Source organism: Leptospira haakeii (assembly GCF_002812045.1).
GTDB classification, from domain to species: domain Bacteria; phylum Spirochaetota; class Leptospiria; order Leptospirales; family Leptospiraceae; genus Leptospira_B; species Leptospira_B haakeii.
This window is the reverse complement of sequence record NZ_NPEG01000001.1, coordinates 1,101,784-1,115,028: the sequence shown is the minus strand read 5'-3', so window position 1 is coordinate 1,115,028 and position 13,245 is coordinate 1,101,784. Positions and strand designations below refer to the sequence as shown.

At 39.8% G+C, this 13,245-nt stretch carries 10 protein-coding genes; 3 read left to right on the top strand and 7 right to left on the bottom strand.

Annotated features, from left to right (window positions below):
- Window positions 1–19: 19 nt before the first annotated feature.
- Both CH377_RS05265 and CH377_RS05260 read right to left on the bottom strand, forming a co-directional pair.
- Window positions 20–823 (bottom strand): CPBP family intramembrane glutamic endopeptidase, encoded by an 804-nt coding sequence (locus tag CH377_RS05265; RefSeq protein ID WP_100722716.1) that lies wholly within the window; start codon window positions 821–823, stop codon window positions 20–22.
- Window positions 824–838: 15 nt separating this feature from the next.
- A complete protein-coding gene (locus CH377_RS05260; protein WP_243402060.1) occupies window positions 839–1,435 on the bottom strand; it encodes a hypothetical protein in 597 nt (198 codons plus the stop codon).
- A gap of 134 nt (window positions 1,436–1,569) precedes the next feature.
- Between CH377_RS05260 and CH377_RS05255 the strand changes: the two genes are divergently transcribed.
- Window positions 1,570–2,481 carry a TIGR01777 family oxidoreductase gene (locus tag CH377_RS05255; protein WP_100722714.1) on the top strand — a complete coding sequence of 304 codons (912 nt, stop codon included), beginning with the start codon at window positions 1,570–1,572 and terminating at the stop codon, window positions 2,479–2,481.
- 39 nt (window positions 2,482–2,520) lie between these two features.
- Here the strand turns inward: CH377_RS05255 and CH377_RS05250 are convergent, their stop codons facing one another.
- Complete coding sequence (locus CH377_RS05250) at window positions 2,521–3,612, bottom strand: hypothetical protein (protein ID WP_100722713.1); 1,092 nt, start codon at window positions 3,610–3,612, stop codon at window positions 2,521–2,523.
- 199 nt (window positions 3,613–3,811) lie between these two features.
- On the opposite strand from CH377_RS05250, the gene trxA reads away from it, so the two are divergent.
- Complete coding sequence (gene trxA / locus CH377_RS05245; protein WP_086447225.1) at window positions 3,812–4,117, top strand: thioredoxin; 306 nt, start codon at window positions 3,812–3,814, stop codon at window positions 4,115–4,117.
- Window positions 4,118–4,284: 167 nt separating this feature from the next.
- Here the strand turns inward: trxA and CH377_RS05240 are convergent, their stop codons facing one another.
- The 4 genes from CH377_RS05240 to metG all read right to left on the bottom strand — a co-directional run bounded on the left by CH377_RS05240 (window position 4,285) and on the right by metG (window position 12,602).
- Complete coding sequence (locus CH377_RS05240) at window positions 4,285–6,012, bottom strand: acyl-CoA dehydrogenase family protein (RefSeq protein ID WP_100722712.1); 1,728 nt, start codon at window positions 6,010–6,012, stop codon at window positions 4,285–4,287.
- 159 nt (window positions 6,013–6,171) lie between these two features.
- Window positions 6,172–7,893 carry an alpha-glucosidase gene (locus CH377_RS05235; RefSeq protein WP_100722832.1) on the bottom strand — a complete coding sequence of 574 codons (1,722 nt, stop codon included), beginning with the start codon at window positions 7,891–7,893 and terminating at the stop codon, window positions 6,172–6,174.
- A gap of 14 nt (window positions 7,894–7,907) precedes the next feature.
- Window positions 7,908–10,541: a [protein-PII] uridylyltransferase family protein gene (locus CH377_RS05230; RefSeq protein ID WP_100722711.1), complete on the bottom strand. Its 2,634-nt coding sequence runs from the start codon at window positions 10,539–10,541 to the stop codon at window positions 7,908–7,910.
- A 30-nt stretch (window positions 10,542–10,571) separates the two neighbouring features.
- Window positions 10,572–12,602 carry a methionine--tRNA ligase gene (metG, locus tag CH377_RS05225; protein ID WP_100722710.1) on the bottom strand — a complete coding sequence of 677 codons (2,031 nt, stop codon included), beginning with the start codon at window positions 12,600–12,602 and terminating at the stop codon, window positions 10,572–10,574.
- 116 nt (window positions 12,603–12,718) lie between these two features.
- On the opposite strand from metG, the gene CH377_RS05220 reads away from it, so the two are divergent.
- A complete protein-coding gene (locus CH377_RS05220) occupies window positions 12,719–13,225 on the top strand; it encodes a tellurite resistance TerB family protein (RefSeq protein WP_100711248.1) in 507 nt (168 codons plus the stop codon).
- The last annotated feature ends 20 nt before the right edge of the window (window positions 13,226–13,245 follow it).

Genomic DNA, 13,245 nt, shown 5'->3' with positions numbered 1-13,245 from the left:
ATCCAGAGCGACCCGATTCCTAATTCGCAAAAAACAAAACGATCCCTGCAATCGTAATATCCGCAAAAAAATGCACGAGCACCGGATAATAAATTCCCTTACTCAAAATCCGAATAAGTCCCGTCATCAAACCGTAGATTCCAGCAAGACCCACTCCTACCCAGCCACGCGGAAATCCATTTAGATGTAAAATTCCAAAACTGATCGCTTGAAAAATAAGAGCCCAAAAAAGTGAAAACCTTGCTGTAAGCAATGCCTCGAATAAAATCCCTCTGAATAAAAATTCTTCCGCAATTGCATTTATGATCGCAAAACCGATTCCTGCTGCGATTAGTAAATAGACATCTCCTTTTGGAAAATTATCTTTAATATCACTGATATCAGGATCCAAAAGATAAAACCAAAGAAACAAAGCGATACTAGCGGATAGGACAAATAGAATAGAAAGTCCCAAAACTTGTTTGGAAACTTCTCCCTTTGTTAGCCAACGAAATAACCCGGCCTCTCGAATTTTTGAAAAAGCAAAGAAGTAAAAAACTAGCGAAAAAATCAATGTCCCAGGCCAAAGATTTTTGGCATAAGGAAATATATTAATAAAAGTTAATACGAATAAAGGAATATTAAGATATAATAAGGATTTCCATTTGAATTGAAATCCGATCAACAAAAATAGGAGAAGAAGCACCGGAACAACATATAAGATTCGAACTTCTTCAAAAACTGCAATGCTGAATGTCGTGATGGATAAAAAGATAAATAATCTTTCTCGGCCACCGGCTTTGTATTCAGGTAAATCAATTCTGCCGGTTTCCGAAAAATTCATTCAACACCTCAGCTCTTATTCGAAGAGTTGAATATCTTTAATACAAGAGTCAGGGCCGATATTTTGGAATATTCCTTGCACTGCCCAGATCCAAATCCCATTCGGATAGTCTTTTTGAGGAACAGAGCCCGCGTCCTTCTTTAAATAAACGATAGCAGTTTCAGATCCCGAAAAATCCAAAAGAATAGAACTATATTCAGTATCATCTGGGAGTCTGGATTCCTTATCCACATTGATCGCCTCTCTTTCTAAAACTTTGAGAGAAAGAGGGGGAGTATTTTTAGAACAAGCAATTACTTTCAGACCTTTCCAGTTCGTCGGAACATAAGACCCGGATTTCAATCGATGGGAGAGTCTTAACTCCAGATCAAAATCCACTTTCATGGAAGAAGGTCTTAACTTTCTCCACTCAGTATCCAAATTTCCGTCAGCCAAATAAGGTGCCTGAGAAGAACGATCCACTAAATAAGAATCAGTGAAATCGAAACGTAAAAAAGGAGGCTCGGATTTATAGGATTCCAATTTGGAATTCGTGGTAGAATACAAATAATAATTGGAAAAAACCAGTCCGGCAACGAAAACCGCTGCCCAAGTTTTTGAAACGGCGTTCAATTTAAAAAAATCCACTCATTCAAGTATGTCGATTTCCTAACCCGGAATCAAGAAGGATTTCCTTTCTTCTTGTCGAAAGAAAACCAATTTCGAATTATGATCCGGAAAGAAATTTCTCAAAGGCGGTTCGCGAAATGCTTATTGGAATTACCGGCGGCACGGGACTCATAGGATCCATGTTAGCGATCCGCTTGAAGGCAGAAGGACATAGAGTCCGCATTTTTAGCCGAAGTGGAAAATTGCCGCCTAGACTCCAAAGAATTTCAGAATGGGATGTTAGAATAGGCTCTCTCCCAACCAGAGCTGATCTTGAAGGAGTAGACGTTCTAATAAACCTAGCAGGCGAACCAATCGCTGGAGTTCGCTGGACCCCGGAATACAAACAAAGAATCCGCTCTTCTCGTGTAGACTTTACTAGGGACCTTGTTGCTAGACTCATATCCATGGGAGAGTTCGCACCCAAAACATTCTTTAACTCTTCTGCAATCGGGATCTACGGATCTTATGATGCAGGAACTCCACCCTTCGACGAAGATAGTCCTGCAGCAGACGATGAATTAGGCAGTCTATGTAAAGACTGGGAAGAAGAAGCTTTAGAAGCAGAAAAGGCGGGCATCCGAACTATTCTTCTAAGAACAGGAGTTGTTCTAACCACCGAAGGCGGAGCGCTAGCCACAATGCTTCCTGCATTCAAATTATTTGCAGGCGGACCGATCGGGAGCGGAAACCAAATCCTATCTTGGATCCATATCGAAGACCAACTCTCTGCAATCATGTTCCTGATCAGAAAAGAAGAAGCAAAAGGAGCGTTTAACCTTGTATCTCCTGAACCGCTTTCCAATGAGCAGTTTAGCAAGGCACTTGCAAAAACTTTAGGACGCCCTTCCTTCACAAGAGTTCCTTCCTTTGCACTCTCACTAGCATTAGGCGAAGGTGCCATCGTGGCAACTCATGGACAAAGAGTGGTGCCAAAAAGACTCCAGGAGCTGGGTTATAAATTTAGATACCCGAATCTGGAATCTGCTCTTAGAAATTTATTGGGATAGTCGCGTTGCATGCGGACTATAAGTTTTTAAGATCGAGTGTTAAAATTCAATCGGCATATATGCAGAAAATTGAAGGTTTCGAAACTCGTATGTATAGCCTTGTTGCTTAAATATGGGGCCTCCTAATGCAAGCCTAAACTTAACAAAACCTAATTTACCAGTTTCAATAAAGATCATATAGGAAAAGACACTCGTCGCGTGGACATTTACTTGAGATCTGGCAAGGCTATTTAGAGTTACTAATTCCAAATCAGAGTATTTAGTTCTATCTCCGAAAAAAAGAAGAAAAGGATCTACATTCAATAATCCTTTTGAAGCATAATAGAGACCTAATAATTCTAAGTTATTTCCTTGGCTTAAATTCGCTAATAGATAACTAACTACAGGATCTCCTTCGCGAAAATTAATATTTCCGTTGTAAAATTGCATCATACTCAGTTGATTTAAATAATCTGTTCGATTAGCATACATCCCTTCCGTATATGTGAAAATATCGGAAGATTTAAAAAAGTCCGCGGTTCCGGTCAGCCTAACGTTCGCAGGCCCAAAGCCCAAACCAAAACGCCAAGAATCCTCATTATCTCTACCCACATAGATAACAGGCATCGCCATAGAATAGTTCCCATTCATTCTAGTACCGACATCTCGACTAGTTCGCTTATTTGAAGACTTTTTATCTTCCGAAAACGGATCGGAAGCCGCGTATGGATCCTCTTGAACTACCTGCTTATCTAAATAAAAATCTGAATTGTGGACTAAAAGGTGAACACCAATCCATTCCGAAATTTGAAATTCTTTTGATTTCAAATCGAATAACCAACTAGGTTTGTTAGAGGTTACCTGACTCATTATAGCTTCATTCCCTTTTCCGCTAATATCCACCGTTATCTCTTCTACATTAAACCCGGGATAAATAGAAAAATATTTTGGCATTTTTCTTTTAGCAGAGGAACTTCCAAAAAAGAAATCTTGGATCGGAGTTCCATTTTCATCTTTTGCCCCTGCAATCCAAGTTTGCAGTTGCTCTTGAATTTCTTTAGGCTTTTCTTTAGGCTTTTCATTAGGAGGATCCTGGGAAAAGATAGATCTATTAAAAAATAAAAATGAAATAAGAATTTTTGTATATAGCATATTATAATTTAAGAATTGCCGAATGTATTTGCTCTATACACACAAACTTTTGTCATACAATTTACACAAGGAAATTTAGCCTGATCGGCTTATAAATAATTTCAGTCAGGTCCGAACAAATCCCAAAAAATTCTCCAAACTTCCAAAAACGACTTCCCATTCGATTTAGAATGAGTCTAATCTTTGTATGGAAAACACAATGCCTGGTTCATTCAACGAACTTCTCAAAACACATGATAAACCCATCCTAGTAGATTTCTGGGCCGAATGGTGCGGTCCTTGTAAAATGGTAGCCCCTGAGCTGGAAAAATTTGCGCAAGCTCACCCAGGGCAAGTCACCGTAGTAAAAGTCAATATAGACGAAAAACCTGAATTGGCTCAACAATACGGAGTTCAGTCCATTCCGACTCTGATGTTATTCAAAGGCGGAGAAATCGCTGAAAAGGTGGTGGGAGCAATTCCACAGGCACAAATGGAGAAAGTTTTTGCTCCTAAACTGGCTTAACTTTCTAAACGCAATCCGACAAGCGATTGGGGCGACCCTCTCGCTTCGCTCGGACCGCGCTACTCCGGACTACGCTTACGCTCCGATCCGGCCGAATCATATTCAATATCCTGAATATAATTCTTATAGGCCGTGATCGCTTCGCGTCCTGCGTATCGCTGTCGCGATTACCAATTCACGATCTCGTCTACTTCTTCCTGGTCCAAACGGAAAGATTCATAATCTCCGAAAGTTTTAGGAAGAGTCCTAAATAAGAAAGAACCGAAACCTTTCGCAAAGGAATCAAATTTAGATTTTTTAGAACCGGATGTTCTATCAAAAACTGCCTGCTCCAAAAATTCAGAAAGAACAAGCGCACCGTAAGCCTGATCGGAAAGATCCACTCTATAAGTTTCCTTCCATTCTCTAGGCTTTTCTTCTATACTCTTATTCCAATCTAATAGAAGATTTTCTCCAAATTCTGCAGATACTTTTAGCTCAGGGTATTTTTTAGCAGAGTCAAAATTTTTCTTTAATTCTGAAACGAATGAATCTCTGATCTTTGCACGGTTCATAGCACCTAATGCGTGATCCGTTATGATCAAGTGAGTTCCTTCCCAGGTCTCGTTGATAATACAATCATTATGAAGTCTTGGCAAACAAGTGTAATCACCGATAATTCCGGAACCACCTAAGGCCATAATCGCTCTATGAGTGATCTGAGATGAAAGTGAAGAAGATCTATATTTCATCAAAGGAGTGGAGATTTGCTCCGCTAGAATTCCTTTTTGTGTCCAGTCGATTCCACGGAAAATCGGCATAACCATAGCGGCGTAAAGAATCCTCATTTCTGCAAGTTCTCTGGAATATGCAGGAAAATCCTGGATCTTCTTCCCATACGCTGTTCTGTATCTGGAATATTCTCTAGCTTCCATAAATGCCCGTCTGGACATTCCGGAAGCAGCAAGACCCACATGAACCCTGGAAGTTCGGATCACATAACGAATGAGATTTGCGATCCCATGAGCCGGTCTTCCTAAAGCCTCAGCTTCCAGATCTTCATAAACTATCTCTACGGTGAGTTTTCCTTTTGAGCCTATAATATCTTTTTTTCTTAATATATGATGACCATTCAGTTCCCCATTATCCTTGATCCTTGGGACCAGAAACAAACCTACTGTTTCGGTATCTTCTATCTTAGCTGTGGTAACCCAAAGATCTCCCGGATTGGAGCAGAACCATTTTTCTCCGTTTAAGATCCACTTTCCGTTCTCACCTTTACGAGCGATTGTACGGTTAGCACCTACATTACTCCCGCCTACTCTCTCGGTAACATATTGTCCTGCCATAAAATGAGAGAAGGAACCCTTTCCTGCGACCAGAGGAAGGTATTTCTTTTTCTGTTCTTCCGTTCCGATTCCCTGAAGAACTCTAATCATACCCTCAGTCATTGCCAAAGGACAGGTTACTCCTCCTTCTCCATTTTGGTTGGCAAGATAAGTCAAAGCCTGTCTATGAAGGTCGGTAAAAGGAAACTTCCATTCATCATGAAAATCTAAATTAACAATTCCGTAATCGTAGGAAATTTTTCTGGAAAGTTTTTGTTCGTGGGAATAAGCGATATGGTCTATACGATTTCCTGTACGATCATATTTGACTACTTCTCCGTATTTACCTTCTTTATGTGAAGCCTCGGTGAGTTCGTCTAAGATACCTCCGACCAATTCTCCGTAACCTTGGAGATGATCGACCATCGCTTTTTTATGATCCGGTTTGTAGTCTGAAGAGTATCTTTCTATAACTCTTTGGAGGATCTTGTCCTCTTCGTAAAAGTTTTTACCTCTATTTCCTTTATATCCGGTTAAGTCGTAAGAAGATAAACCCGGGTTCTCGGCTAAACGTAATGGATGATTCATAATATTTCCTTTTAAAGAACGGCGACCTGAATACCACTATCATAAGCGAATACAACTCGACTGCCAGAACTTTTTAGTTCGGAATGTTATGGATCGAACATCGTTTGTTTGGAAGAAAAAGTATAGCAATGGTTTTAGAACTAGAAAAACGGGTTTTTCTTAATATTCTAAAACCAAACCTTCATAAGGTGCAATCTCGAATACCACTGGGATCTCCATCTTCTCAGGTTTTCTATGAGTAGAGATAAGTATCTGAGCGGTACGGTTCGCGTTTGCTACGATCTTTTTGGATTCATTCTCAAAGTTTAAAATGATCAGACATTTTTTCTTTTCGAACTCTCTGGTGTATTGTAGAACTCCAGGAGGAGAATCGTAATCCAGGGCAAGAGTCCCTTTTTTTAGGATCTCATTCCCTTTTCTAAGCCATATTAGCTTTTTATAAAAATTTAATAAACTTTCGATGGATCTGGACTGGGTTTCCACATTTACGGATTCGTATCTGGAAAAAACAGGAAGCCAAGGTTCTCCATTGCTGAATCCGCCATTCACATCTCCGGACCAACACATAGGAAGTCTACAATTGTCACGGCTCGGATACACCGGCCAATATCTAATTCCGACTGGATCTTGGATGCGATTTTTAGGAACCCTTTCATCCATCATCCCAAGCTCTTCTCCGTAATATAAGAACGGAGTTCCTCTTAGGGTCAAAAGCATTAGAGCTGCTATTTTTGCTCTGGCTGTCGTCTCTCTCCCTTTGGAATATCTGGTGATATGCCTGCGGAAATCATGATTACTTAATGTATAATTCGGCCAACCCTTGTCTCGGAGATACTTCTCCCATTCTTTAATCACGTCCCTGAATTTTTCCGCCTTCCAAGGAGTGTAGAAGAAAGCAAAGTTGAATGCTAGATGAAGCTCGTCACCTTTTGCACCGTAATAAGAAGCAGGAAGTGCGCTAGTGCCGGGAGGCTCCATCATCACTTCGCCAACGGACATTCTATCTCCGTACGAATCCAAAAGTTTTCTGAGATCTTTTAAAATATCGTGCATCTCAGGACGGTCACGATCATAAATATGATTTTGCTGATCGAAAGGTCTAGCGATCCATCTCTTGCGAGGATTACTTCTTAACTCTGAATCCTTAACGAATAGATTCACAACGTCTAAGCGGAAACCATCTACTCCTAGATCTAGCCAATTTTTGACCATGGAGAAGATCGCTTTTTTAACTTCTGGATTTCTCCAATTTAAGTCCGGTTGTTCCGCTAAGAAAGAATGATAATAATACTGGTCTGTGGTTTTATCTAAGGTCCAGGCTCTTCCACCGAAAGTTCCCATCCAATTATTCGGAGGTTTTCCATCGACTGGATCTCTCCAAATATACCAATCTCTCTTTGGATTGTCTTTGGAAGATTTAGATTCTAAAAACCAAGGATGTTGATGAGAAGTATGATTTGCAACCAGGTCCATGATGATCCTGATCTTACGTTTATGAGCTTCCTTTAATAAACGTTTGAATGTTTCCAAGTTTCCGAATACGGGATCGATACTTTCGTAATCCGAAATATCGTATCCGAAATCATACATAGGAGATGGATAAATAGGAGAAAGCCAGATAGCATCAATACCTAGAGAGTTCGGAGTCCCGTCGTTCAGATAATCCAGTTTTTGGATGATACCTTCTAGGTCGCCGATCCCGTCCCCATTGGTATCTTTAAAACTTCTAGGATAGATTTGATAAACTACCGCGTTCTTCCACCAATCCGCTTCTACTTTTTTGCTGCGGCGAGGAGGACTAGGCTTTTTGATCGGCCTGACAGATGTCGCGATTTCTTTTTTTCTTTTAGAAGTAACTGTGGAACGACTACCCGAATCCATACTGGGGACCATTTTTAAAAAACGAGTTCCCCTGTCATCCTTTCCACTGGCTGGATTCTCAAGATCTTATCTTCCAGGGACTTTAACAATTCTGCATCTTTGACCTGTTCCCCGTCCTTGGTCTGGAGATAGAATGAGTCATAAGCATAATCCGCAGAAGTAGAGACCCTTAAATGAGAAACTTTTAAACCAAAATCAAATACTTTTCTTAAGATCCTATACACTAAACCGACCATATCAGGCATTCGGACTTCCATAATGGTGGTATCTGTAATATCTTCGTTAGAAAAGCGAACGGAACGATTGATTATACTTTCCGGTATCGTCTTACGTGGATTCCATTCGGTTCTTTCAAAAGCAATACTATCTCTTTGCAATTCTCCGGAAGCCATCAACCTAAGTTTTCCTTCCATCCTGGAGAGTTTTTCAGAAGAAATATTTCCACTACCTTGAGGATCCGTAATTTGAAGAATATGGATCTGGAATTCCTCAAAAGTATAACTTTGCATTCCAACTAAACTTAAGCCCTCGGAAGAAACGGAACAACATAAATCTAATAAGATTTCAGGAATATTACGGCTTACCACTTCTACTGTTACGAAAGCGGGATCTTGCTCCGAATCCAATAGTAAAACCGAATTTATATCCTGGCTGAGAGAAGTAATTGATTTAAAATATTTTAATATTTTCCGATTTGAGACTGTTTTTAAAAAACTTTCAGGGATCACTGAATATGCAAAAGAAGCAATCGTTTTAGAAATTTTAGGATCCTGTCCTTCTTTTTCCGTTAGATACGCTACAAGATCCTTAGCGAGGGAAATTCTTTCTTCTTCTCCATGAGGATCTTCCGAATCGGTTCTTTTATTTTTGAAGAAGTCTATAGAATTTTTATAAAGTACGTTTAAGATCGCCTTTTTCCAATTCGTAAGAACGTTCGTGCCCACTGATTTGGTATCTATGATAGTAAGAATATATAAAAGTTTGAGTCGATCCGGATTAGAAACTGTTCTTGCAAAATTGCGTATTAATAACTTATCGGAAATATCCCTTTTGGAAGAAAGTTCCGACATCAGAATATGTTTCTCTACGAGAAAACGGAATAGATCCGTATCCTCTTCAGATAAACCCAAACGAGACCCGACAGAGACTGCAAGTTCTGCGCCGTATTCCGAATGATCTCCTTCTTTTACTTTTCCAGCATCGTGTAGAAGAATTGCCAAAGCCAAAATTTCTGTCTTTTCACATTCTCCGTAAACTTCCAAGATCTCTCTATCTTCGAACTCGCCTTTATCCAAACGATCCAATTCATGAAGGATTAGAAGAGTATGTTCATCCACAGTGAACTCATGGTGATAACTAAACAAAGGAAAATTTGTACATGCACCGAACTCAGGCAGAAGTTCTCCAAGCACCTGGCATTCATGCATTAATTTTAATATTTTTCCTCTGTCTTTTTTATTCTGAAGAATGCTGATAAAACTACCGTTTACTTCCGCGGAATATCTGAAGTCATCATCCAAAAAATGAGAAGCAAATCTGATTTCGCTCAATAATCCGCCGGAAACTTCGAAGCCTGTTTCTTGGATCATTCTAAAAGTAAGTAAAATATCTTTGTATAATGTATGAGGATCCGCAAAAAGATTTCCTTCGCTTGGAGGAAAAATCGTATTCCCTATCTTTAAGAATCGAATACCTTCATAGTCGAAGTTTTCGGCTTCTCCCTTTTTCTGAGTCGCCAATAAAGAATCCAAATATACACGAACGATAAAAAATATATTCTTCTGATGGCTATAAAGAGTGTTCATAAACTTCTCTATAGTTTGCATATCTTCTTTTTTACCAAAGCCAAGATACTCTGCCACTTCGGGCTGAAGGTTCAGATCCAAACGATCATGTTTTCTTCCGGTAAGGATATGAAGTGCGGTCCTAACTCGGATCAGAAAATCATAAGCTTCTTCCAAAGCTTGGACTTCTCCACTTTGGAAAACAGGAAGGACTGCAAGTCCACCAAGAGAACGGATAGGACTTCTGGATTTTTCGGTCCAATACAGATACTGAATATCTCTCAAACCGCATAGATCCGTTTTTAAATTCGGTTCCGAAAGAAGAATAGGCCTTCCTTCTCTTAGGAATCTTTCCGAAAGTTGATCCTCTTTTGCTTGGTTGTATCTGGTTGCAAACTTAGGAGGAAGTTTTGCTAAAAATTCCTCCTGATATTTTTTGAATAATTCCTTTGAGCCGGTCAAGAATCGACTGTCTAAAACCGCGTGAAAGCTGGACATATCATCCAAATAACGAAATGATTCCTTGATAGTTCTGCAGGTGTGCCCTACTTCTTTCCCGGAATCATAAAGATAAGTATTTATAGAAGAAATGATCTCGGAAAGTTTAGAATCCGGAACCCCATTATGTAAATATAATATATCTACATCCGAATGAGGAGCCATTTCCATACGCCCGTAACCGCCCAAAGCGATTACTGCTACTTCTTCCCCTTTTTTTAAAATGCCGGAAGACTTTTCAAATCTGGTCCTTAAAAAGGAATCTATAATAAATGTGAGCTGGCGAGAAATTAAGCGGCCAGAGACCGTCCTACTCTTTTCCAAAAGCCTTTGAAAACTATAGGAGATATCTAATTCTAAAGGCAAGGTCCGTTCCTACTAGCTGTTAGACTGAGTTTATTTCAATTTATCGCCAGGGTTAGCACCTCTATGAGGCACAAAAAGGCTTAGACTCTCGCCTTCTCCCGAAGCCAAAAGCATAGCTTCTGAAACTCCAAACTTCATCTTTCTCGGTTTCAAGTTCGCAACAGCAACGATCGTCAATCCAAGAAGATCCTGAGGTTGATAAGAAGCCTTGATTCCTGCAAAGACGTTCTTAGTTCCAAGAAGGCCCAAATCCAATTTTACTTGGACCAATTTATCAGCGCCTTCTACGGGACCAGCTTCTATAATTTTACCAACTCGAAGATCTACTTTGCTTAGATCTTCGATAGAAATTTCCAAAACTCCTTCTGTTTTAGGAGCAGCTGGAGTAGTTGCAGGTTGAGCGGATTTAGTTTCCAAAGTGTTTTCTTCTAACATGGTTTGAATCGATTTTTCCTCTACACGTTTGGTGATCATTTCATAAGCGGACACTTTTGTTTTTTCCAGATCGGAAGCAAGATCTGAGAACTCAGGCTTTTTGTTTAAACCTAAAATTTTATACACCTTCTCTCCTGATTTAGGAAGAACAGGATATAAATAAATGGAAAGGATCCTTGCTGCATTCAAAGCAACAGTCACTGTTTTACGAGCAGCTTCTGCATCCGATTTGATTTGGATCCAGGGTGCAAGATCGTTCACATACTTGTTTGCAATATCACCCAAGCGGGAACATTCTTTCATAACTCTTGTATAATTTCGAGTCTCGTACCATTCTCTGATCTTAGATTCGGAATTCCTAAGCTCATCCAGGATCTTCTTCCCTTCCGGATCAAGGCTCCCTAAAGTTCTATCTAATTTATCTAATATAGAAGTAGCAACCCTGGAAACCAGGTTTACGAAATTCCCTACAAAGTCCGAATTTACTTTTGCGGTATAATCATCGAAAGAAAGATCCAGATCGTCCATTCCAGGTCCGAGTTTTCCCGCCAAATAAAAGCGAAGATGTTCCGGGTCCAAATGTTTCAGATAGCCTTCCGCTTTGATGAAGGTTCCTCTGGACTTGGACATCTTCTCCCCATTGACGGTAATAAAACCGTGAACATGGACTTGGGTAGGGGAACGATATCCGCCTCCTTCTAATGTAGCGGGCCAGAATAAAGTATGAAAATATAATATATCTTTACCGATAAAATGGGAAATCTCCGTCTTTTCATCTTTCCAGAAAGAATCGAATTTTTTACGATCCCCTTTGAAATAATTCAAACTGGAAGCCATATATCCGATCGGAGCATCCAGCCAAACATAAAAATATTTTTCGGTCTCACCAGGGATCTTAAAACCGAAATAAGGTCCGTCACGAGAAATATCCCAATCTTGGAGCCCGGCTTCGAACCATTCTTTCAGTTTTTTGCGAACACCATCTGCAACATGGGAACCCTTTTCCACCCAATTGGAAAGATAACTTTCAAAATCTCCCAACTTGAAAAAGATATGTTTTGAATTTCGACTAACGGGTGGATTTCCGCATAAGGAACAATGAGAATCTTTTAGATCTTTGGGAGAATAAGTTGCCCCACAATTCTCACAACTATCCCCATACTGATCTTGGGTCCCACAATTAGGACAAGTCCCTTTAATAAAACGATCCGGAAGGAACATCTTATCTGTATCGCAATAAGCTTGTTCAATTTCTCTTTCTGCGATATGGCCTTTACCCTTTAGAGAAAGATAAATTTCTTCGGAAAGGATTCGATTTTCTTCAGAGTTAGTGGTATAATAATTATCGTATTCTACTAAAAAGCCAGAGAGATCCCGGTAATGTTCCGCTCTAACACGGTCGATCAATTCTTCCGGAGTGATCCCTTCTTTTCTTGCTGCAAGCATGATGGGAGTGCCGTGCGTATCGTCCGCACAGAAAAAATAACACTCATTGCCTAAAGATTTTTGATAACGAACATAAACATCAGTCTGGATTGCTTCCAAAACATGGCCCAAATGAATAGGACCATTCGCATAAGGCAAAGCAGAAGTAACGAGGATCTTTCGTTTTGATTCGGAACTCACATAGTCAGGTTGAGAAAAATTCCCCCAAAATCAACATGGATTTTCATTGCAAAACCGTAGGTTGGGTTAAAATACATCGGAAAAACGGGAACACCCTTAAAGGGAAGGCATTGAAAATGGAAAGGGTTTCATCCTTGGCTAGCAAAGTTCTACCAGGTCATGAGTTTTACGAAAAGTTTCAGAAAAGTCTGGATAGAGAAACCGAGATTTTTCAACTCAAGATGAATTACGCCAAGGTACTAGTCAGTCTTTGGTCTTATTCTTGTCATGCAGATGGAGTCTTTCATAGAAAGGAAGGAAATCTAGTCGGACAAATGGTAAAAGCTATGTTCGATAAGGATTGTATCTTTGATCATCATCAAGATCAAAAGGCTGAGATAATTGAAGAATTGTCTGAAGTGTTTGAATCTCCTCTTCCTATTAAAATGATCACTGACTTTGCAGAAGGGAATCCTGTCCTAGCTGTAAACTTCTACGAAGATGCTGTATGTATCGTAACGACTGACGGCAAATTCACAGATAGAGAGAAAGAATTTTTGGTAGATCTAGCAAGAGAGTTAGAGATTTCTTCTATGGATAAGAAGAACATAGATAATAAATATACGGACGGCGACGAAGACTGAACTTATAGTCGCCTTCCTTC